We start from the raw sequence: 23253 nt of genomic DNA on the forward strand, positions 1-23253 counted from the left end.
ACCTCGCCTGCCGAGCAATGATTGCGGGATCATTTCAGGGAGAACCGAGGATGGAAGCAGATCGTCGAAGTGCTCTCGGAATGTTGGGGGCATTCGCGGCCGTATCGCTTTCTAAAAAGGGTTTCGCGCAACCGCCTCGAAGCAGGCCGAACATCCTGTTCGTGCTCATGGATAACCTTGGTTATGGCGAGCTCGGGGTTTATGGCGGAGGCGAGCTGCGGGGGGCCCCGACACCGCGTATTGACGGGTTGGCCGCCGAAGGCATGCGTCTCACCAACTTCAATGTGGAGGCGCAATGCACGCCTAGCCGGTCCGCCATCTTGACGGGGCGTTTCGCTATCCGCTCTGGCACGCATTCGGTGCCTCTGCCGGGATTGCTGGACGGGCTGACGCAATGGGAAGTGACGCTGGCCGAGACCCTGTCGAACGCAGGGTACATGACCGGCGCGTTCGGCAAGTGGCATCTGGGCAGTTCACAGGGAAGGCTGCCCAATGCGCAGGGCTTCGATGAATGGTACGGTATTCCGCGTACCACCGATGAGTCGATGTTTCCGTCACAGCCCGGCGCGCGCGCTGCAGGCATTCCATTCATGCATGTCATGGAGGGCCGCAAGGGCGAGCCAAGCCGAGAGCTGGGCATCTACGACCTCGATCAACGACGCGGGATCGATCAGGAGATCGTCAAGCGGACCACTGATTTCATGCAGCGCGCCGCGCAGTCAGGGAAGCCTTTCTACGCCTACGTTCCCTTCACGCTGGTTCATGTTCCCGCCTTGCCAAGCCAGGAATTTGCCGGCCGCACGGGCAATGGAGATTTCGCCGACTGCCTCGCCGAGATGGACGCGAATTTTGGAAAGCTGCTTGATACAATCGACCAACTTGGCATTCGGGAGAACACGATCGTCGTCTTTACCAGCGACAATGGTCCAGATCCCACGTTTCCATCACAGGGCACGTCCGGCCCCTGGAGCGGGTATTATTTCACGCATATGGAAGGTTCGCTCCGTACTCCCTTCATTATCCGATGGCCGGGCAATGTGCCGGCAGGGCGCGTCAGCAACGAGATCGTCCATTCGGTCGACACCTTCACAACTTTTGCGAGCATAACCGGCGCAAAGGTTCCTGGGGACCGGGCGATTGACGGTGTCGATCAAAGCGCATTTCTGTTCGGTCGAACGGATCATTCCGCAAGGGACGGCTTCCCCGTCTTCGTCGCCGACCGGTTGGAAGCCGTCAAATGGCACAACTGGAAGATGGCCTTCTACGAGCAGGAGCGAGATTGGTGGTCTTCGCCGATCAAGCTCGGGGTCCCCAAGATTTATGACCTGCTCAACGACCCTAAGGAGGAATATGGGGCGACCCTGACACCAAATGCCTGGGTCGGCGGCCCGATGATGAAGATCGTCGCGGACTTCGAAGCGAGCCTGAAGCGCTACCCCCCGATCGCGCCAGGAACGCCTGATCCGTACGTACCTCCAAAGGCACGGTGATACGGCGCCTCATCGGCAAGCTGCTGCCTCTGTTGAAGCCTTTCCTCATTTCCCTTCGCTGGCAGGCATTACCATGTGCAGGGGTAGGCTTAGACTGAGGAAATATGCTTCGCCCTTCAATCGATTGGTTACGTCGAATTCCTTGAACGCACGAACGCGAAAAGTCGCTGGTAACCCCGCCATGTTGACGTTCAGCGCCATGGTAGCGCCGATCGCGGCGACCTCCCCCTTGAAAGGGCCAAGGATCGCACCTGCACCGCTGTCACCACTCACCTGCTGGAAGTAATAGCTCTGAACTCCGGCGGAAAAAGCCGGCGACAAAGTCTTTTCCAGCGAGCCTTCAACGTGAAACTCAGTGCCGGTCTTATAGTCGGTCGCAGAATTTTTACCGTTGAAGGTGAAGCCCGCCTTAGCAGAAATGTCCCATCCCGTCTTCGGGTCGTTCCATGTGGTTGCGAGCGATGTATCGACGACCCAGCGATTGAAGGAGACGTTGGCAAGTTGCCCTTCGCGGTAATTGCCGACCGGCACATTTACGGTGGCGGACACTTGGGCATGAAGCTTGTTTGCTTTCCATCCCAACAGAATGGCGCCAACAGGATCGCCTACCAATAGCGCGGAATCGCGTCGGCTAACGGATGCGCTTCCACCTGCCGGACCAGTAACCACGGCGCTCACGTTGACCATTGGGGCGCCAACTGGAAGCGAGCCGCTGATTGCCAATGTTCCACCCAGGAAATTGGTGGTGGGTACCCACATGACTGTTCCAAAATCCGCGACGAGCGTTGCATGCGCACCGGCCACGACGTTGCCGCCGATCACAAACTGCCGATCGGCTTTCGCTTTGCCATCGTAAACGTAGATCGTGTCGTCGAAGAACACGCCTTCAACCGGTGGCATGATTGCCGCTTCGGGACCGCTTCCTCCGAGTAAATAGAACGAGGCGCCCCCTTCGGAGGCATGGCTTGGTTCAACGAGGCAAGTACCACCAACTGCTACGACCACGCACTTCCCAAAAAATGCGCTCGTTTTCCACCAGCTTGTCGTCATCGATATCCTCCGAACCGCGGAGAACACTAGGGCGGACCGGATCTACTGCCATTGGTGATAGTACCGAGATCAGGAAGGTTTGCTACCCGGCGGCAACGGCAGCTCCCGCCAGGTCCAGCGCGTTTAGGTGAGTTCCACGATTGCCCTTTTCGGCACCGAGGCGCTTTGCCGTCTGCGAATTAGTATGGGACAAGCTTGCGCCTTTGCCTGTTTCCTACACGACATTACGCCCTGTTTTGCGGGTTCATCCCAATGATTGGTGTGAACGAAGGCGGGTAGGCTCCGGCGAGCGATTGCCAGGAGATTTCCGTCATGGTCGATACCTCGCCCCGTTCAAAGGCACCATACCTCGTCCGCCAGTTCACGCCGGCCAATCCGGGGCTGGCCAACGGTGCCGGCGTGCCCGCCAGCCTGACCAGCGAGCACTATGTCGAAGCGCTGGCCCGCGTCGTTTATGTCTGGGGGCATCCACTGGTGAACACCGTGGGGCGGACCAGCACTTGGGCGCTTATGGAAGGGCATGGGCCCGGTATGGCGATGGGGCTGTTTCCCGGCTGCCCCAAGAACTGGATGGGCTATGTCGACGACTATCTGCCCGCTGCCCAGCGCAAAGTGGTGACGCCCAATAATGACACGATCTACGGCGCCTGCTTCGCCGATCTGGGCGATGAGCCGGTGGTTATCCAGACGCCGGACGACGTGCCCCAGGGGCATTACTGGACGATCCAGATCGTCGATGCCTTCACCACGGTGACGCACCAATTGGGCTCGGCATCGGCGACGCCGGCGGGTAAGTACCTATGGGTAGGGCCCGATTGGCAGGGCAGTACACCCGAAGGGTTCGTGGATGTGCTGCGCTCGCCGACGAACATCGGTGTGGCCATGGCGCGTAGCTTTGCCGCGCGCACGCCGGAGGGGAAGGCCAGGGCGCGGGCGGTGCTCAACCAGATGGGGGCTTATCCGCTAAGCGCGGATGCGCCGGGCCGGCGCAAGTTCGATTGCGAGGCAAGCGCGCGCAACAAGGTCTACCCCGCTGGGCTGACCGCTGAGATGCTGGCCGCCGATCCGGATCTGCTGCGTATCCGGCCGGTCCACGGTGCGAGCTTCTGGGACGATCTGGAAAAGGCTCTGGACGCTAATCCCAAGGTGGGCGTGAACGATGCGGCCATGGCGGCTCAGGCGCGGACTCTGCTGGGATTGCGCCAGAGCGATCCGCGCTGGAAAGCGCTGTTGGACCGCGCTGCGCTGACCGCCGATGCCGAACTCTACGAGGGCGCGCGGTACGATCAGGTGGGCACCGATGCCGGTAATGGCTGGCAGCGGCAGGAAAATGGCGGCGACTGGGGTACGGATTGGTACGGGCGGGCACTTGCGGCGGTGATCTACATCTACGTCAACCACTACCGCGAAGCGACCTACCTGATCCGCGGAACGGATGCCGAAGGGGCGCTCCTGCAAGGCCGCTACCGCTACACGATGCGCTTCGAGAAAGGGCAACTGCCCCCGATCGATCCGGCCAAAGGCGGCTTCTGGTCCCTGACCATGTACGATCGCGACTATTTCATGATGCCCACCAGCCCCAATGGCCGGCACAACATCGGCACCGTGAACCTGGACGCAAACGAATTGGCGTTCGGCGCTGACGGCTCGTTGACGCTGGTGCTCTCTCATGAGGAGCCTGCCGATGCCGAAGGCAAGGCGAACTGGCTGCCCGCTCCCGATGACCAGTTCGCCTTGCTATTGCGCGCTTATGTGCCGACCGAACCGATTTTGAATGGAAGCTATGTGCTGCCGGAGGTCAACCGGGTTCGTTAGCGTGGCGGTGAAAACCTACCCCCTGTCTGGAGCCTTGCGCAAAGGGCCCGGGTCTTCGTTCATGCCCCCAATGTCCCGTTCGAGGAAGAAACTCAGACCTGTCCGTATCGCCGCGATCGCGGCCAGCTTGCCGATATCGTCCCAGCTCGGTGCGACCGCCGTTCGGACGATATCCGCACCCAAAGCGAACTCCAGCGCTAGGAGAATCCAGGAGGCAAAGCCAAGCCAAATGGTACGGCGGGACCAGGCGCAATCCGGTCCTCGGATCAGTCGGTTCGCCACATGCCAGAGCGCTTCGACACCTCCAATCAGGACGATGACGATGGCCATCAGTTCCAACGAGAGCGCTGCTGCTGTAGCGACGATATCGACTGTGGTGTCCATAGCCTGATTATGACGATGCGCGTCGCTGTTAACACCCAGACTCCTACCGATGTGATGGGTGGTAATGTCTGTAGGTACGGCAAAGGCACGGGCCGATGCCACAGGCAAGTCGCTTATGGCTGCTTACGGGATTTGCGACCAGGTATAACCCAACTGGTGCTCCTGCTCCGCCGCATCATGCCAATCGAACCAGCGGCGGGGGATAGTAAGTTCCGTCAGCAACGCCGCCTTGCGGACCATAGAAACGAAATGTCAGGCTCCAGGGCTTCCCGGCTCCCGTAGGCAGCCAGTTGGCATCGGGAGCACCCTCCGGCTTGGCCGGGCCGAAATATAAGGTGAGCGAACCATCGCCGCTTTTAACGACGCCGGACTCCTTGTTGAGCAGATAGCGTTCGAGTGGGTTGGGAAGCACGTGGCGGAACTGCCGATCGACCGCGATAATCGACCAGAAATACCGCGCGAATTTTTCGGGCAGTGCATCCGCCGGAAACGTGAGCGAGTAGGTACCGTCGGCTTCCACCCAGCTCAGGGTCTTGTCCAAGGCCCCGCGGTAGTAGACCACTTCGTCCATCACGTTGGCCCAGATTCCGCCGTAGTTAACGGTCGTACGGGTCAACCAATCCGTGCCCCAATGCCCGCAACAGCTTTCCCGGGCCCATCCGTTGCGGATCCAGCCCCGCCCGATGTAAGGCGCGGCGGCCGCAAAGTCGGCCTGCGCTTTCGACCGAATTACCTCGTCGACTTCGGCACGGCGCGTAGGATCGGCAATCTCGCTGACTACGGCGCGAACCTTCCCCTGCATGTCGTCCAAGGGGCTGAGGTCCTTTTCCTGCATCGCAAGCTCAGCGGAATCAAACGCTTCGACGCCCGGTAAATGAGCCATGTCGAACATGACGGTACGGGGGATTTCAGGCGCCGGCGGGTTTCCCTGGATCTCGAATTTGAACTGGTGCTGGAGGGCGATGGCCTCATCCCAATTCGCCCCGAGTTCGACGCGAAGCAGCACGCGCATGGTTTTCGCCGGCACATCCACCCGCAAGGCGCCGCTAGGAACCTCCACTTTGCTGCCCTGGAAGCAAATGGCGAACAGCCCGCTCGGATGATCGGGGTGGCAACGTTCGTTGAGGTTGGCCAGCGTTTCGCCCCATCCATTGATGAACTCCACCGTATAGTAACGGCCGGTGATCTCGGGCACGGTCACGAGCAGCGTGCTCGCTTCGTCAATCGTTACCCATGCCTCGGAATAGGCGACGTCGAGATTGGGGTTGGGCCAGTCGACCTGGCCCGGCTTGCGATGGAGCAATTGGTTCCAGACAAACCCTTCCTCGTCAAAGTCGGCCTGCTGCTGCCTGGTGATCAACAGCCTGCCGAGCAAATAGATGTAGGCATCACTGACTGCCGAATCCGGGAGAAATTCGGATGCTGCGTTGGATTGCGCAGAAGCCATAAGAGTACCATCCTCTTGAGAGACCACCCTCGATGATCGGATGCATGACCTTGTGCGGGATCGAGGTCTGCATGGTGGAGGCTATGACGACAATTTAGCCGTGGCGATTGGGGGAAACCCGAGGTCGGTGCAGCTTCATTCCTAGGGCTGGCGCCGTAGCTTCGCTGACACGGTGCTGGCTCGCGGCACACCATTAGCGCGGTCGCATTCGCGATTGGCCATGGGGTGATCGAACGGTGGCAAAGCTAGCGGTTGCAGATCTGCTGGCCGTACTGCGATTTATCCATCAGTTCCGGCCTCTTCCTGCCTGAATGAGTTTGGACTGGAATGTGAACGCAGCTGTCGTGGCGTTGCTGGCATCTCTCCGGAGAGGAACCAGCGACGGCCAGCGACCTGTTGTCCCATAATCTGAATTCTTTGAGCAGTCGATTGCCAACTCCTCATCGTGGGATAATGGCCATAATGCAGGTGACGGGCAGGTCGCAACGGAGGCAAAGGCTTGGATTTGCTCCCGTCGCGCCTGTCCCTTACCGGCCTTTAAAACGCAAACCCAGCTCCCACCTGCCAGGTTACGCGGTCCTGATAGCCTTCATAGCTCAGACCGGCTTTCGCCACGATGTGCTCGTCAAACGCCTTGGATGCGCCCACGGCGACTGCAACTCTGCTACCTGTTCCTCCTACGCCGACCCCGACAAGCCCTTGTCCGGGTTCAAAGGCCTGCGGAATTCCTCCAAGTGCCGCATTTCGCGCATCGCCCGAATCGATGCGCTTGCGCACGTCGTCCAGGTCAAAGCGTATGCTCGCGAGTTGCGTATCGGTGTAGGAATTTGCCTGCGCCAACGTCTTGTTCAGACCGGAATTGAGCTGAGCCACGTTGACTGCATCTGTAGCGCTCGTCCCCGCGGCGACGTTTGTGATGCGACGCTCGCCGCCCACAGAACCTACAGACACGACATTCGCGACACCGCCATCGGTTGATCCCGCCCCAAGAGCTACCGAATTGGCACCAGTGGATTGGGCTGCATAGCCAAGCGCCGTGGACGTCGAGCCCGACGCAGTCGAGTAGTTGCCTGCGGCAAGCGAGTGAGAGCCCGATGCACGCGAACCATTACCGCCGGCGGAGGCGTCGGCTCCCGTGGCTTCCGGCGCAACTCCCGCAGATGTATTGTCCGAAGCGAACGCGCCGGCCTTCACGCCCGTGACTAGATTAGTGACCGCCAGCACTGCTTCGTTGGTAGCGTTGAGTTGGCTACCGTTAACCGCATCAGAGGAAGTGGTGCTCAGCGTGCCATCCGCCACGCTGGTCAGTTTCCGGTCGCCTGCGGTTCCGGCAAAGTTGACCTGGTTGCCGTCCGTGGCCGCGCCGACCGTGATGTCGCCGCCGGGCGCAGCTTGTTGAACCAGTCCCAGCTTCCCGTCGATGAGACTGGTGATGTTGGTCGTGTTGGCTGCAACTTGGCCGTTAAGGTTGACGATGTCGGTGGTGTTGGTCGCCACTCGCCGGTCAAGGTTTGTGATATTGTTCGTATTTGTTGCCACCTGAGTGTCGATAGCTCCAAGGGCACCGCCGACGTCGTTATAGGTGGATCCCTGCACGGTGTAGCTGGGCGCGGAAATTGACCCGTCAGGATTTACGACAGTACCGCCTCCCAATGCGGTGGCCGTGCTCTGTGACGCTCCAAAAAGCTGACCGCCATTCACGCCTTCGTTGGAACTGGCAGCCACCGCGCCATCAGCTACGTTGATTAGCTTTCGTCCGCCTGCCGTACCTGCAAGGTCAACCGCCGCGCCATCGGTGTCCTTACCCACCGTCAGATTGGCACCGGCAGTGGCCTGCTGCACGAGGCCAACTGTGCCGTTGGTGATGCCGGTGATGTTGGTCTCGAGGGTTGTCGTGCGATTGTCGAGGTTGGTAAGAGAATCGCCCACGTTATTGTAAACATTCCCGCCAACATTATAGGTCGGCGCGCCGATCGATCCGTCCGCGTTGACCGTCGAGCCACCCCCGAGTGCACTGGCGGTGGAATTGGCGGTACCATAGAGCTGCGAGCCGTTGACCGCGTCGACCGAGGTTGCATTGACCGCGCCCGCAGCGACATTGGTCAAGATTTGGGCCGCGCCGGGAGCCGTTGCGTCCCCACCTGAGGCAATCAGCGAGAGCTGATCGGTGCCGGTTCGCTGCACAGGGCCGATCGAGCCGTTGTTGATCGCGATATCAACCGCGCCCAGAGCGCTGCCGACGTCGTTATATGTTGAGCCCTGCACGGTATAGCTGGGCGCTGTGATCGTGCCGTCCGCATTGACGGTAGTGCCACCGCCCAGCGCACTGGCGATCGGACTGGCGGTAGCGTAAAGCTGGGAGCCGTTGATGGCATCGACGGAGCTTACATTGACCGCGCCGCTTGCGACGTTGGTCAACACTTGTGCCGCACCGGGAGCCGATGCATCGCCGCCCGCAGCAATCAGCGACAGTTGATCCGTGCCGGTGCGCTGCACCGGACCGACCGTGCCATTGCTGAATGCGTTGATATTGGTCGTGTTAGTTGCGACCTGTGCGTCGATTGCGCCAAGCGCGCTACCCACGTCACTATATGTGAAGCCTTGAACGAAATAGTTGGGCGCCGTGATTGTGCCGTCCGCATTGACGGTAGTGCCGCCGCCTGCCATGTTCGCCACAGATGCGGACAGCCCATAAAGCTGGGAACCGTTGACTGCGTCGGTTGACGAGAAATTAATGGAGCCCGCCGCAACATTGGTGACAAGTGTGCCTCCGGATCCACCAAGAACAACGCGATTCTTGCTGGCATCCTCGTACAGCACTGCATTGTCGCTCAGGTCCTCCAATGCGCTATTCGTCGCAAACAGTTGAGAGCCATTGATCCCATCGGTACTCGACGGATCGATCTGTCCCGCTGCCACGTTGGTAATGGTCCGCTCCGCATTCGGGGCACCGACACTGACAGTGCTCAGCGGATTGGTGCCTGCGAAATTATAGGCAGTGCCATTAATGATGGTGGCAGGAGTGGCAACGGGCGCGGCCACGGCCGATCCATCGCCAAGAGCGATCGCTCCATCGAGCCCGGCAGCAATGGTAACATTATTGCCGAGCACGAAAGCATTGTTGGCATCGATCAGGTTGTCGTTACCGACTGCATAGCTGTTATTGCCGTTAACAATATTGGGGTCACCCATCGCTCCGCTTCCCGAGCCTGTGACGATATTACCCGCGCCAACTGCTATCGAATTAGCACCTGTAGCCTGCGCACCTGCGCCAATTGCAGTCGATGAAGCGCCACTCGCGACGCTATTCGCGCCAGCGGCGGTTGCGCCTTCGTTGGTTGCCTGGCTGTTCAATCCCAAAGCGGTGCTGTCGGTGCCAGTTGCTTGGCTCGTCGTTCCGCAAGCTACACCATTCGACGCAGCTGTGGCGCCGTCGCCCGTTGCATTGTCAAAGGGCGTCCCGGTCGCGTTCCCCATGCAAATGAATTGTGCCGCCGCAGGCTGCGATAGAAAAATCAAACTGACTGCGGCAACAGCGGCGGAGCTCGTCAGCAGGCAAAGGCGATAGCTTTTGGCGTAGGTTTGCATCGAACGTCTCCCAAGTTCCCATCCCGCGGGCGGACGACGCAGTGCAATGTTGCCAATGGCGCCTCGCGTAGCAGAGGCGAAAAATACTGACGGATAAAATATTTTAATTCATCGGGAGGGCGCTGATTTATTTTGGAATTTATACCTACACTTAATTGGGTATTTAATAGCCTTGTTAGCCAACAAACAATGCCTTAATTCATATCAAATTGCATGATGACTCAAGAAGAAATCATAAATATATAGTCCAAGATATACATTTACATGTTTTGCGTTTAGAGCGGTTTTCGATCATTCTGGTTCGTAGCCACATGATCTGAAGTAGTTGGCGCATTCTTGAGGCTGGAAGATATCGACGAGATTGCCGATCAAGTTCCACAGGCCGCTAACCGTTCGCTCGCCCGCTTTACGGAGCATGGCCTTCAGGCGGGAGAACGCTTTCTCGATCGGGTTGAAGTCTGGACTGTAGGGCGGGAGAAAACGCAGGGTTGCGCCTGCAGCCTCGATGAGCACCTGCACCGATGCGCGCTTATGGCTCGACAGGTTGTCCATGATGACGACGTCGCCGGGCCGCAGTTCGGGGAGGAGGACCTGAGCGACATAGGCTTCGAACCAGGCGCCGTTGATCGGCCCATCGAGCACCATGAGTGCAACCATGCCAGTCATGCGCAGGCCGGCGACCAGGGTGGTGGTTTTGCGGTGGCCGTGCGGGAAGCCCATCCGCAACCGCTCGCCTTTCGGGCAACGTCCGTGGCTGCGGGTCATATTGGTCGCGGTCCAGGTTTCGTCGATGAAGACCAGGCGCTCCGGTTCGAGATCGAGTTGCCCCTCGAACCAGTCCTGACGCTGTTTCAGGACGTCTGGTCGATCTTGCTCTATCGCATGGCCTGTCTTTTTTTGCGCGTCAGGCCACGGCGAACAAAAAAGCGATGTAGTCCGGCAACGGAAACGTCCATGCCCTTGTCCGCAAGCGCCAGACGCAGTTCTTCGAGGGTGATGTCCCTGCGCTCCTCCCAAATGGCCAGAATGTCCGCTGCCCGCTCTTCCATCCGCCGCGAGCGCATATCCCCGCCGCGCGGTTTTGGGGCTATGTCACCCGTCTCGCGCTGCCGGGCTCGCCAGCGGACCGCCGTTGATGGTGCTACACCGAACCGGTCCGCTGCAGCACGGCAACTCGATCCACTATCTACCGCTGCCAAAAGCCGAGTGCGCAAATCCATCGAAAGAGCCATCCATGCCGGCCTCCTTCACCAGCACGGTTTCTGAATCAGAAATCTCGCCCGAAGGGAATCCCACGCCGATTCAGAACGGTCGAAAACCGCTCCAAATATCGTTGATGGTTGAAATCGCTAGATAAACTTCGATCAAGCATCGTTAGATCGCTGCGGGTTGGCCGCCGCTTCAGGTTACTAAGCGTCGCGCCCATGGCTGCTCGTTGGCTCCTGGCTCCGACCAGCCATTCCGCCAGACACTTGATCGTCTCCTTTCAGGTTCGCCAGAATAGCCCCCGTATGTCTTTATTGGGGGCGGGTAATCCACTGGCTGGTCTTCGAAATGTCTTAGTTTCCGTGTGGTGGTACCGAGCGTCGTAAGTTCAGTGCGGACTAAGCTCCATTTTTGGGATCGATAAGGCGCAACGCTTGGAATTTAAAGGGAAATTTCCTTGATTGGCTAATCGTTACAGCTTCCGGTTGTACGACAGAGGTAGCTGCTCATTCGAGTTTCACCTCTAAGTCTATCAATCTCTTTGGAAAGCCATCCGGAACCAGCCTTGTTCCAGCTTCATTGGCCAACACTTCGGCCAACAATACCGCAAAATTGACGCTTTTTAGCGGTTCAAGAATGGCGGATTTCTGCGGTTTCTGCGAAAATGGTCGGCGGAGACAGATCTGGCCTGGTTAGTTCATATTGTTGAATCTATTATACATTTTCTGATGCCATGCGAAGCGGCCAACAAATCCGGCCAACATCGATTGGGCTGCAGTGGGACCTATTGGGACGAGATTTTCCAAAAGTCGACAAACTGGTTTATGCGAGCGGCGGGTTGAGCTGCCTGTGGATAACTGGTGAGCTCTTCGGTGAGCGCAAGCTGTTTGGCGGTTGTCGATTTTATTTGTTGGAATAGCTGAGTCTGGCCGTCAGGAGACTGGCAGCTTCGGGGAGGCTGCCATAGGAAAGCTGCCTTTCCTGGTCGGCAAATTGTGCATCCTGCGATCCAGTCTTCCTGTTAATCCATTAGCCGGTTATGCCGCGCTTCGGAGGGCGATCAGGCGTGACGACGATCAAGGATGTAGCCGCATCGGCAGGCGTTTCGCTGAAGACGGTCTCGCGGGTACTTAACCGTGATCCGGGGGTGCGCAAATCCTCGCGTGAGAAGGTGGAGCAAGCCGTCGAGCAGCTCGGCTATCGGCCCAACCTTGCAGCGAGGCAGCTAAGAGCGGGGCGATCCTATATTATCGGACTCATCGTGCCGCGCGGTGCGGTCGGATTCATACCTCGTCTGGTTGTTGCATTGTCCTGGGCTTGCCGGAACCATGGATACCAGTTGGTCACAGAAGCAGTTGACCATGCGGGGCCCTCGGATGCTTTCCGCCAATCGCCACTGCCCCCCGACGTCGTGGTTACGGCACCACGCTTCAGCAATGACCCGGCGATTTTGGCGTATTTCGAGGACTTGCGAATTCCGCTGGTTCGTATAGCCGGGCATCCGCAAGGGTATGGAAGGGCCATAGTTGCCTCGGACGAGGCAATCGCGCAGCAGATGGTTCAGCACCTGCTTGATCTTGGTCATTCGCGCGTCGGTTACATCGGCATGCCTTTGCAGAACCCGATGGCCCACCAACGGTTGGCCGGTTATCGAAAGGCAATGGTCCGGGCAGAGATCGTCGAGGCAACCGAATTCGTAGCCACTCCAGGCTATACGTCTCGGGAAGGCGGAGACGCCCTCGCGGCCATGATGGCCGGACGAATGCGACCTACCGCGATCTTTGCCGGCAGCGACACGATTGCTGTCGGCGTGCAGGCCATGGCTCAGAAGCTGGGCTACCGGATCCCAGAAGACCTTGCCATCGCGGGTTTCGAGGATTCGCCCGTGGCGCGCGCGGTTTACCCTCCGTTGACATCGGTGAACTACCCGATCGAGGACATTGCGCGGGCAATTGTGCAGGTTGCAATTCTGGGCGAAGAGCCAGACATGGCTTTCCGGCATAACCTCATCATTCGGGGGTCGACTTCGGGCGACCGCGAACTGGGACCCAATCTCTATGACGAGTGACGCTGCAGCACCTCATGGACGAGGCGGTGGCCTTGGCGAAAATTGAAGACGTCGCGCGTTTGGCGGGCGTATCGACCAAAACAGTCTCGCGCGTGGCCAACGGCGTGGCCAGCGTCGCGCCCGATTTGCGCGAGCGTGTCCAGGTCGCGATAGCGCAGCTCAATTACCGCCCCAGCCTTGCTGCCCGCCAACTGGCGGGGCAGCGGAATTTCCTGATAGGGCTCGTTGTCCCTCGGCAGGCTCTCGGTTTCGTAACGAGCTTGATGGTCGAGATCGCGGCGAATTGCCGCGCCGCAGGATATCACCTTGCCACCGAAGTGCTGGAACCGCAGGATTGGCAAGCGCCGGAAGGGCTACGCCTCCAATTCCTGGTAAAGCCGGACAGTGTAATACTTGTGCCACCGTTCCCGGACGATCCGCGCATCCTTGGTTTTCTGGAAGGCGAGGAAATACCTGCGGTTCGGATAGGCTCTGCGATGGAAGGCTACGGAAGTCGCTTAGTCATGCAGGACCGGGCATCGGCGCGCGAGATGGTCGAGCATCTGATTGAATCCCGCCACCGCCGCATAGGGATGATCGGTCCACCTAATCCAAGCAAGCCAGCGGAGGCCCGCGTGGATGGTTGGCGTGACGCACTGGTAGCGGCGGGGATTGATTGCGAGCCGAACTTGCTGGTTCGCGGTGGCTTCGATTTCAACTCGGGCATCCAGGCAGCGACCCAGCTTTTCGCGTTACCTCAACGCCCGACGGCCATCTTCGCGGCCAGTGATCGAATGGCTTTGGCGGCCATGGCCGTGGCTGCGCGCCTCGGTTACGCAGTTCCCGGCGATATCGCGATCGCCGGCTTCGACGATTCTCCCGAAAGTCGCATGGTATTTCCCCCGCTCAGCACAGTGCGTCAGCCAATTCGCGAGATCGCGCGCGCGGCTGTCGATGCGGCCATCGCCGGCGAAGATCGCATCGTAGAATTCCGGCAAGAATTGCGGCTGCGCGGCTCGACTACCGGCAGCCGCGATTTCTGCGCGGACACGGACTGATCGGGCTTAGAACCGGTCGAGGTCTGACGCCATAACCACCTTGCCCTTATAGCGCGCGGAAATGGCACGGGTGTAAGCGGCCCGATCCGCCGCCTCTTCGGGCGAAGGGACGAAATGGGTCAAAACCACTTCGCCGACTTGCGCGTTTTCGGCCAGTTTGCCCACCTCTGCAGGTGTCAGATGGTTGCGGGACATTCCGGCAATGATCGCCTCGCGTACCGGGGCCGGTGTGTCAGGTGCGGTCGCACGGATGCGCTCGGCAATGGCCTGCGGTTCCACGATTTCGCTGATGAGGACATCGGCACCCTTCGCCAGGACTTCCATCCGCGCCGAAGGGCCAGTGTCTCCGGTGAAAACGAAAGTGCGACCGGATGCCTCCACGCGATAGGCGACGCTGTCTGGCATGTGTTCCAGCATGATCGAAGGTTTGGATTGGTAATGGTCCACGCCGATCGCCCAGACTTTCACATTGGCATCCTCGAAAACGAGAGTGGGCTGGTTCAGATGATCCGGCAGATCTCGCGCCATGAACATGCCGGCAAGTGAGGGCTTGGCAGGTCCGGCTGTGGGATAGCTCGCCAGAACGCTCGGCGCGTTCGCATCAGCGAGGCCGACCACCAAGTGTTTGGTGCCCGCGGGCCCGATCACCGGGAGGTCACCCGGATGGAAGGTCCAATGCGTCATCATCAACGAGCCAAGGCTGGCGTTATGATCGGGATGATGGTGACTGATGAAGATGGCGCGGATATTCCGTTCGGAAATGCCGGCTCTGGCCATCTGGCGCTGAGTACCATCGCCGACATCGAAAAGGTAGACGTCGCCATTGACGATGAGGGCGTTGGCTATCTGTGAGCGGATTGCCTGTATCTGCGGGCCGCCGCTGGTGCCCAGGGTTACCCATTGAGCAGACCGAGATGGTGGTGATGACGCGGCTGCAGGGGAGGTCCACACCTGAAACATGGCGCAGGCGAGCACCAACGAGATTCCGCTCAGGCGGGCGTGCAGCCGCCGATTTGGCTTAACGGGCATTGAGAGTGTTCCTCAGGTAGCTTGAACATAGCGCCGCGAAATGCGGCAAATCGTCTTCGCTGGGGCGGTTCGCCAGCGTTTCCACCAGCATCCGCGCCAGCGGGCGGATGTGGGTTAAATTGGCATCTGGCTGCTCGTTGAGACAGCGCTGGACTAGGAGCCGTTCGAGCATTGCCGTGGCCTGGGCAAGCAACGTATCGCGGAAGTCGGCCGCAGTCTCGTCGTGCAGGGGGTGGCGATGTCGCTGGAACACGGAAAACAGTTCCGCGACGATAGCGGAGACCGCAGTATCGGTTGATTGAATTGTGGCGGCAGCACTGCATTTGCGCGCAATTATGCGAGATGTGCTGGCGGCGATGGAAGACAGGGCCTGCGAGATCAAAGCCTCGCGAGTGCCGAATCGGAAGGTGATGGCGCCCACCGACACACCGCTCCGGGCGCTGATATCGGCGAAGGTGATGTCTCGCGCGGGCTTGGTTTGCAGCAAACGGACTACGGTGAGCAGTGCGCGCTTTTGTGTCTGCGAACTGCGGAGCTGGCGCGCCTCGCGCAACATAGATTGCACCATACTTCCCCAAATTCCGCCTTCCAAACGGTTGTTTTCCGCGGTTATCGACTGTCTGACTTACCGAACGCCTTGTCATTTTCGATTGATCTAAAGTGCGTCAGAATGACAACGATAGTCGTTTGATGCATGGCTCTGCCGCTTGATGCAAGAAAATGCTAGAACTAGAATTGTGGTTCTGATATATGCTGATCGCGTCGATGCACGTTGAAGTGCACGAAAATGGCATTGGGGAGGACGATTCGTGAAGTTTCATTGCGCACTGCTGCTGTCTGTCAGCGCTGTCTCAATTTCCAGCGCCAGTTATGCGCAGGACGTCGGCTCCGGCGAGCAGTCGGGATCGGAAGTTGCTCCGGCCGAAATTATGGTTACCGCCCAGCGCCGCGCGGAAAGCGTTCAGGACGTGCCGATCCCGGTCACTGTCGTTGGCGCAGCCCAGCTCCAGGCGCAGGGCATTCAGGAAATTGGCGATCTGGGTAAGACGGCCTCGTCCCTGAAACTGGCCGAACAGCCCGGTGGCTCGGGTGGCGGTGGATATATCCGCGGCATTGGGACCTTTTCGCGTTCCCGCGCAGCAGAGCCCTCTGTCGGTATCGTTGTCGACGGCGTGGTGCAGGGCCTGACGAACGTCCGCAACCTATCGGACATTGCCCGTGTGGAAGTGCTGCGTGGTCCTCAGGGAACCCTGTTCGGGCAGTCGGTTTCGGCGGGCGTGATTAACATGACCACCGTGGCACCAGATCCATCGCACTTTTCCGGAAGGGTATCAGCCGACCTTAGCGCCGATGACTTTGCTGGCTCCAATTTCGGCAAGCAAGTCCTGCGCGCAGCGGTGAACCTGCCGGTCACGGAGAATTCGGCACTACGGGTGACCGGCTATGGATCCTGGACCCAGGGCGTCACCGAGAACATCTTCAAGGGTAATGACGACTACCGCAAGGAATGGGGCGTCCGCGGGCGTTACAAGCTCACCGCAGGCGACTTCACGCTCAACCTGTCGGCAGAGTACAATGACGAAAAGCGTGGCAACGGCTATTTCCTGACGGTCCGGGACACCGGCTACATCCCGCTCACCTACGATGCCAGCACCGGCTATTATGTGCCCGGAGCCTTCGTGAAGCAGGGGGCAGGGCAAGGATCGTATGATCGTGTCACGGCATGCGGCCTCAAGCCAAGTATCAACAATTTCCAAAGCTGCAGCGATGCGTTGGATCTTCAGACCTACAAGACGCAAGGGTATTCCGGGCAGTTTGATGTCGCATTGAACGACCTTATGACCTTCACTTCGATTACCGCGTGGCGCAAACTGACCAGCACCATTAACAACGACATCGACAACATTCCCGAAGCGCTTGCGCTGACCAGTGTCCAGTCCGGCCAGTCAGCAGATTACAACCAGCTGACCCAGGAAATCCGCCTCGCCTCCGATGCCAAGCGGCCCTTCTCTTTCACAGTCGGGGGGTTCTGGTACCGCAATAACGTATCCAGCATTGCCGGCCCCGCTGCGGGTGCATCGACCAAGGTCTATACACGCAAGGGATCCCTGCCGATTGCGAGCTGCTTCCCTGTCTCCACCAGCGCACTCTGTGACGTCTACATCACGCCGGGTGCGTTCAACAATTTCCAGGATTGGCGGACCGAGAACCTCTCTGGCTTCGGCGAGGCTCGCTACAATACCGGCGCTTTCACTGTGTTCGCGGGCGGCCGCCTGAATTACTCGGATGTGCGTCATCACGGACAAACGGTGAATCTTTCGGCAGGCGGGACAGAGCGCACCGCGTCTCTTGGTTACACCGATACCGATTTCTCATGGCGTGCTGGCGCCGAATATAAGCCCAACCGAGACCTTCTGCTCTACGCGACGGTCTCGCGCGGATACAAGAATGCGCAGATCGCTCCGCTCCAGAACAACGACAATCCTGCCATCGTCTTGCCCGAAATCCCGACGTCCTACGAAGCGGGCGTCAAGTCGACATGGCTGGGAGGCAGGCTGCTGGCCAACCTCAGCGGGTTCTATACGCGTGTAAAGGATTATCAGGGCTCGAAGTGCGCGATCGATGTAAGCCAGGCCACGACCTGCACACCCTTCAACATTCCCAAGGTGATCTCGAAGGGGATTGAGGGGGATATCTTCGGCCGGATCGGCACAAATCTCAGGGTCAATGCAAACTTCATCTACAACATCGTCAAGTATCCGGGCGGTTTCCTCGCGCAGGACGGCTCGAACCTTGGAGGCATGCAACTTGCCAATGCGCCCAAGTTTTCGGCCTCGATCTATTCCGACTACGATTTCACTCTGACTGACAAGATCGACGGCTTCGTCGGCTTCGATGTGTCCTACAAGACCAAGGAGCGACTGTCCGATCTCAGCGCTTCGAACTACTTCGTCTACGGCGGCTATGCCACCGTCGGCGCGCGGATCGGTGCCAAGGTCGACGATCGCTGGCGCGTGGCTGTCTATGTCCAGAATTTGTTTGATCACACGGCTCCGCAGCAGTTTTCTGCGCTCGTGAATGAAGACGGCTCGCGGGTTCCAGCCAACGTGTACGGTGTGTTCAACACTTCTGCCGGTCTGCGGCAGGTTGGCCTTCAGGCTTCGATGGACTTCTGACGATGAAACGGGCCGGAGGGAGTTACCCTCCGGTCCGTTCGGACGCGAGGGATGAGGATGACAGGCAAATTAGTGGCTGGGCTGCTGGCACTGGCACTACCCGTGGCAGGACATGCACAAGTACCCGCTCAGGCCCAATCCGAGCCGGTGTGGATCACACTTGGCACCGGCGGCGGGCCGCTGATCCGCACGCAGCGTTCGGAGCCGGCCAATGTGCTGGTCATAGACGGAAAGGCCTATCTCTTCGACCTGGGCGAAGGTACCACGCGCCAACTGGCCGCAGCCGGTATCGGTCTAGACAGCGTGCGTGCGGCGTTCGTGTCGCATCACCATGTCGATCATGACGCAGGTTTGGCGCCCCTCCTCATGCACCGCTGGATCAACGGGCGCGGCGCGGGCATGGACCTGATCGGACCGCCTGGAACTATTGTCATGCTGTCTGGAATCGTTGCCGCCAATCGCGCGGTCGAACTGAGCCCAGTCGTGCAGGAAGCCCGCGAAAAACCACCTCTTTCGGCAATGATGCAAGCCAAGGGTCTGCCGCTTGCCACACCCGATCCAGTGGAAGTCTACCGTGACGGCAACCTGCGAGTGCTGGCGGTCGTGAATTGCCATTACAACTTTCCTGCCGGCTCTCTGCCCGCCCTGCAATCGCGCTCCTATGCCTACCGGGTAGAAACCGCGCATCGCTCCTATGTCTACACCGGCGATACCGGCCCATGTCCTGCGGTCGAGCGACTGGGCAAAGGGGTAGACGTGCTTGTTTCGGAGGTCATGGATCCGATCGCCATGCGCAAGGTCGCGGCGCGCAAGGGCGACGGCAAGGGGCTGTTGGGCGATCCGGAAGCCTTCATGCGGCACATGGAAGAGGATCACCTGACACCGGCGCAAGTCGGCGAACTGGCCGCCCGCGCCGGTGTCGGCAGGGTGATCCTGACCCACTTGTTCCCAGGTTTCGACGGCGAAACATCGGTCGCGCCTTACGAAGCCGGCGTTCGCACCCGCTTCACCGGCCCCGTCACCGCCGCCCGCGATCTCGATCGTTTCTAAAGGGACCTAGCATGATCACAACGACACCCAGGATGCGCTTGGCCGCAATCCTTCTCGGTGCAGCGGTAGCCTACCTTCCAGCTGCACCGGTCGCCGCCCGCGGTCCCGGTCCCGACACCGCATCGCTACTGCCCACGGCGGCTCCGCAGGCGCATACCCGGCGCAATGTCCTGTTGCTGATCATGGACGATCAGAACATCGACTTGGGAAGCTATGGCGCTCCTGTCAGCACGCCCAATATCGATCGGCTGGCCCGCGAGGGCGTGCGTTTCGAACATGCCTATACGCAGTTCCCGATATGCGGCCCCACGCGCGCCTCGTTCCTGACCGGACTGCGGCCCAACACCATCGGCCTCGGCGCCGTCTTCGAGCGCTTCCGCTGCACGCTGCCCGATGTAGTGACGCTGCCGCAATACTTCCGCCAAAACGGTTACTTCGCGGGCCGCGTCGGAAAAATCTTCCATCAGGGTGTGCCGAAGGACATCGGCACCTCGGGCGATGACGATACACAGTCGTGGGATCAGGTGGTCAATCCGCGCGGAGTCGACAAGGATCTCGAAGGGCAGGTGCACAACCTGACGCCGGGTATTCCCGGCCTAGGCCGCGCCAATGCGTGGCTGGCCCATGATGCGCCGGATGGCGAATTTACCGACGGCAAGGTCGCAGACGGCGCCATCGCGATGCTTCAGGCCAACGCCGCAAAGTCATTTTTCCTCGCAGTCGGCTTCTATCGCCCACACGTACCCGAAATCGCGCCGGCCAAGTATTTCAACCGCTATCCGTTAGAGAAAATGAAGCTGGCCAAGGAGACGCCCGAAACGCTCTCCCGCGTTCTGCCCGTCGCCACCAACAGCGATATAATGAACCTGGGCATGACCGCGGATCAGCAGCGCCAGATGATCGCTGCCTACCACGCGAGTACCAGCTTTGTGGATGCCCAAGTGGGCCGCGTGCTTGATGAGCTGAAGCGCCTCAGACTCGATCGCAACACCGTGGTCGTGCTGATCGGTGACCATGGCTATATGCTGGGGGAGCACGGACAGTGGCAGAAGTCACTGCTTTGGGAAGAGTCGACGCGCGTGCCGATGATCGTGCGTGCGCCGGGCGAGCGGGCAGGCGGCGTTGCGCGTCAGCCAGTCGAGATGCTGGACCTCTATCCGACCATTGCTCATCTTGCCGGCCTTCCCGCCAACCCGCGCAACGAAGGGCGCAGCCTCGCACCGTTGCTGCACGATCCGGCTCGGCGGGACTGGAACGGCGCGGCCTATTCCCAGATCCTCGGCGGTCGCTCGATCCGTACCGAGCGCTGGCGTTATACCGAGTGGGAAGGCGGGCGCAGCGGCCGCGAGCTCTACGACCACCTCCGTGATCCGCGCGAGCAGCATAACCTGGCAGATGATCCTCGCTATGCATCTACCGCTGCTCTGCTCAGCGCCCGGCTGCCGCAAGGCCCGGTCGAAAAGCGCGGGAAGAAAACTTTGTCTGATCCGCAGACGCCCAAGCCGCCGCTCGGCCGTTACCCGATGCCCGAGGGCTGCGAGCATCTCGAACGGCTGACCGAGTGAGTGGCGGTGCTTTCCCGCTTCCTATCGTTCTGCCTGTATAAGAGGCCATGACATGACATTTGACCGACGCTCCCTCCTACGCACCGGCGCCCTCGGCGCAGCGGCGGCCGCTGCTGGCCCGCTTTCCGCAGCCGCAAAAAAGCCCGCGCAGGGCGAGATGCCCAATTTCCTGTGGTTCACCAGCGAGGACAATTTCCCGATCATCGGCGCCTACGGCGATACGCTGGCCCGCACACCGACGATAGACATGCTGGCGAGCAGGGGAGTGCTGTTCGACCGGGCGTACTGCGTTTCGCCGGTGTGCGGGCCGTCGCGCTTTTCGATCCTGACGGGAATGAATCCCGCCGCTTGCGGCTCCGCCGAGGATTTCGGCTCGACCGACGAGGTGCTCCCCCGCTACGTGCGCGGCTATCCGGAGTACTTCAAGGATCTCGGCTATTACACCGCGAATAACCAGAAGAAGAACTACAACTCCCAGTTCGACTACGTGATGGATATGTGGGACGAATCCAGTGAAAAAGCCCACTGGAACAAGCGGCGGCCTGGTCAACCGTTCTTTTCAGTCTTCAACACTTTCACCACGCACGAAAGCTGCCTGTTCCGTCCGCTCGACGGCAAGATCACACCCGAGATGGTCGGCCAGAAAATCCCGCCATACTTGCCCGACAGCCCCGGCGTCCGCCGCGATTTCACGACGTTCTACAATGCGATGGAGAAGATGGACGGTGAATTCGCTGCCCGTCTCAAGGAAATCGAGGACGCCGGCCTAGCCGACGATACCATCGTCTTCTACTATTCCGACAACGGCGGCATCACGCCGCGCGGCAAACGCTTCTGCTATGACCTTGGCCTGCGCTGCGCCCTGGTGGTCTACGTGCCGCCCAAATGGCAGCATCTGTCGCCATGGAAACCGGGCACCAAGGTCACCGATCCGGTCACCTTCAACGATCTCATGCCCACGGTGCTGTCGATGGTCGGCATCCAGCCGCCCGCGCATGTCCATGGCCGCGCGCTGTTCGGGCCGCATCGGGGTGAGCGACAGCAATACGCTTTCGGCGGGCGCGATCGCATGGATGAGCGCTACGACCTCACCCGCACCGTCACCGACACGCGCTTCCGCTATATCCGCAACTACAATCCGCATCGGCCCTGGGGGCAGCATGTAGAATTCATGATGCAGGCGGCCGGATATCAGGACTGGGAGGCCATGCATCTCGAAGGCAAGCTGAACCCGGTACAGGATCGCTTCTGGGGCGAAAAACCCTATGAAGAACTCTACGACGTGGCGACCGATCCGCACATGGTTGCGAACTTGGTCGGAGAGGCAGTGCATCTGGCCAAGCTCGACGAACTGCGCGGCGCGCTCGACGCCCAGATGCTGGCGATCAACGACAATGGCCTGATCCCCGAAGCCTGTGCGGCCGAGGGCTATGTCAACAGCCGGGCGCCGGGCGTCTACCCGATCCGCGAGGCAATGAAGATGGCGGCGCTTGCCGCATCCCGCAGTCCGGCGCTGGAGCTGTTCCTCGAAGGCCTCGGGCACGAGAACGAAGTCATGCGCTATTGGGCAGCAATGGGCCTGCTGATCGCTGGGGAACGCGCCGCGCCGCACATGGTCGCGATCAAGGCGGCGATGCTCGGCGATCCCTCGGTGGCGACGCGCATCGTCCTCTGCGAAGCACTGGTCCGTCAGGCGAACGACCATGATGCGCTGGTTACGCTCGGGACCATCATTGATGTCGAGGACGACGGACCGCTGCGGCTTCAGGCTCTGGCCGCCATCGAATATTGCGGCGAGAAGGCCCGCCCGATCCTGCCCGCGATCCGCCGTTCCGCCAAGGAGGATCATCGCGGCGTGCGCAAGATCGCCCGCCATGTGATCGACAAGCTCGAAGGCACCTACGATCCGCGCAAGGTGGTGAAATCGCCGGGCGGCTACATCTTCGCCGATCCCGAGCATGATACCCCCGATGGGGCTGGCCGCCTTTACGACTGACGGGAGAGGATCGGGCAGCCTTAGGGTTTGCCCGATCCTGCGTAACAACCGCGCAGCTTCGAGAGAAGTTCGACCTCAACGGACGGCTTTCGTCGCCGCGCGCACTCAGGGGCCTTCGCGCACAGGATGCTAACCGCTCCACCGTGTCTCACAGCGGAACTCGCTGACGACGGATCAATCATGTTGTCGGTAGATATTTTGCAGGTTGTTGGGCTCTTTCGCCATCGAGGTGGCCGATTTCCATCTCTAGCGTACGGCAGGTTCCAAGATTGCTGGGCGAGCCGTCAAACGTCCGGATTGGGGCGGTAGCCGACTAGGACATCTCCATCGGCCGTGAGCTATGCCCTATTAG

Annotated in this window: 15 protein-coding genes; 8 read left to right on the top strand and 7 right to left on the bottom strand. The window is 59.9% G+C overall.

Going from position 1 to position 23253, the window contains the following annotated elements; translation table 11 throughout:
• Positions 1-50: 50 nt before the first annotated feature.
• Positions 51-1490: an arylsulfatase gene (locus tag ACZ1JV_RS15575; protein WP_465152262.1), complete on the top strand. Its 1440-nt coding sequence runs from the start codon at positions 51-53 to the stop codon at positions 1488-1490.
• A 45-nt stretch (positions 1491-1535) separates the two neighbouring features.
• Here the strand turns inward: ACZ1JV_RS15575 and ACZ1JV_RS15580 are convergent, their stop codons facing one another.
• Entirely contained in the window at positions 1536-2540 is a 1005-nt protein-coding gene (locus ACZ1JV_RS15580) for a SphA family protein (RefSeq protein ID WP_465152263.1), read from the bottom strand.
• 312 nt (positions 2541-2852) lie between these two features.
• Here ACZ1JV_RS15580 and ACZ1JV_RS15585 point away from each other — a divergent pair, with 312 nt between their 5' ends.
• The gene (locus ACZ1JV_RS15585; protein ID WP_465152264.1) at positions 2853-4355 is read left to right on the top strand and encodes a DUF1254 domain-containing protein; all 1503 of its coding nucleotides are present in this window, start codon (positions 2853-2855) and stop codon (positions 4353-4355) included.
• A 15-nt stretch (positions 4356-4370) separates the two neighbouring features.
• On the opposite strand, the gene ACZ1JV_RS15590 is transcribed toward ACZ1JV_RS15585, so the two are convergent.
• The 4 genes from ACZ1JV_RS15590 to ACZ1JV_RS15605 form a co-directional block, all read right to left on the bottom strand.
• Positions 4371-4739: a DUF1622 domain-containing protein gene (locus ACZ1JV_RS15590; protein ID WP_465152265.1), complete on the bottom strand. Its 369-nt coding sequence runs from the start codon at positions 4737-4739 to the stop codon at positions 4371-4373.
• A gap of 175 nt (positions 4740-4914) precedes the next feature.
• Positions 4915-6186 carry a DUF1214 domain-containing protein gene (locus ACZ1JV_RS15595; RefSeq protein WP_465152266.1) on the bottom strand — a complete coding sequence of 424 codons (1272 nt, stop codon included), beginning with the start codon at positions 6184-6186 and terminating at the stop codon, positions 4915-4917.
• Between the two features lie 537 nt (positions 6187-6723).
• Positions 6724-9774 carry a beta strand repeat-containing protein gene (locus ACZ1JV_RS15600; RefSeq protein WP_465152267.1) on the bottom strand — a complete coding sequence of 1017 codons (3051 nt, stop codon included), beginning with the start codon at positions 9772-9774 and terminating at the stop codon, positions 6724-6726.
• A gap of 291 nt (positions 9775-10065) precedes the next feature.
• Positions 10066-11006, bottom strand: a protein-coding gene (locus ACZ1JV_RS15605) for an IS630 family transposase (protein WP_465152268.1) whose coding sequence is annotated in 2 segments (ribosomal slippage) — positions 10066-10661 and positions 10661-11006 — 942 coding nt in all. Because the reading frame shifts where the segments join, the coding sequence is not laid out codon by codon here.
• A gap of 1040 nt (positions 11007-12046) precedes the next feature.
• On the opposite strand from ACZ1JV_RS15605, the gene ACZ1JV_RS15610 reads away from it, so the two are divergent.
• Positions 12047-13048, top strand: a complete 1002-nt coding sequence (locus tag ACZ1JV_RS15610) for a LacI family DNA-binding transcriptional regulator (protein ID WP_465152269.1) — start codon at positions 12047-12049, stop codon at positions 13046-13048.
• Between the two features lie 14 nt (positions 13049-13062).
• Complete coding sequence (locus ACZ1JV_RS15615) at positions 13063-14085, top strand: LacI family DNA-binding transcriptional regulator (RefSeq protein ID WP_465152270.1); 1023 nt, start codon at positions 13063-13065, stop codon at positions 14083-14085.
• A 6-nt stretch (positions 14086-14091) separates the two neighbouring features.
• Here the strand turns inward: ACZ1JV_RS15615 and ACZ1JV_RS15620 are convergent, their stop codons facing one another.
• Together ACZ1JV_RS15620 and ACZ1JV_RS15625 are read right to left on the bottom strand one after the other, a co-directional pair.
• Positions 14092-15114 carry an MBL fold metallo-hydrolase gene (locus ACZ1JV_RS15620; RefSeq protein ID WP_465152271.1) on the bottom strand — a complete coding sequence of 341 codons (1023 nt, stop codon included), beginning with the start codon at positions 15112-15114 and terminating at the stop codon, positions 14092-14094.
• Entirely contained in the window at positions 15104-15682 is a 579-nt protein-coding gene (locus ACZ1JV_RS15625; protein ID WP_465152272.1) for a TetR/AcrR family transcriptional regulator, read from the bottom strand. Before ACZ1JV_RS15625 ends, ACZ1JV_RS15620 begins: the two co-directional genes overlap by 11 nt.
• A 241-nt stretch (positions 15683-15923) precedes the next feature.
• On the opposite strand from ACZ1JV_RS15625, the gene ACZ1JV_RS15630 reads away from it, so the two are divergent.
• The 4 genes from ACZ1JV_RS15630 to ACZ1JV_RS15645 all read left to right on the top strand — a co-directional run bounded on the left by ACZ1JV_RS15630 (position 15924) and on the right by ACZ1JV_RS15645 (position 22901).
• A complete protein-coding gene (locus ACZ1JV_RS15630) occupies positions 15924-18290 on the top strand; it encodes a TonB-dependent receptor (protein ID WP_465152273.1) in 2367 nt (788 codons plus the stop codon).
• 57 nt (positions 18291-18347) lie between these two features.
• Positions 18348-19340 carry an MBL fold metallo-hydrolase gene (locus tag ACZ1JV_RS15635; RefSeq protein WP_465152274.1) on the top strand — a complete coding sequence of 331 codons (993 nt, stop codon included), beginning with the start codon at positions 18348-18350 and terminating at the stop codon, positions 19338-19340.
• A gap of 173 nt (positions 19341-19513) precedes the next feature.
• Complete coding sequence (locus ACZ1JV_RS15640) at positions 19514-20905, top strand: sulfatase (protein WP_465152275.1); 1392 nt, start codon at positions 19514-19516, stop codon at positions 20903-20905.
• Positions 20906-20957: 52 nt separating this feature from the next.
• Entirely contained in the window at positions 20958-22901 is a 1944-nt protein-coding gene (locus ACZ1JV_RS15645; protein ID WP_465152276.1) for a sulfatase-like hydrolase/transferase, read from the top strand.
• Positions 22902-23253 lie beyond the last annotated feature (352 nt).

The organism is Novosphingobium sp. BL-S-19 (assembly GCF_055521675.1).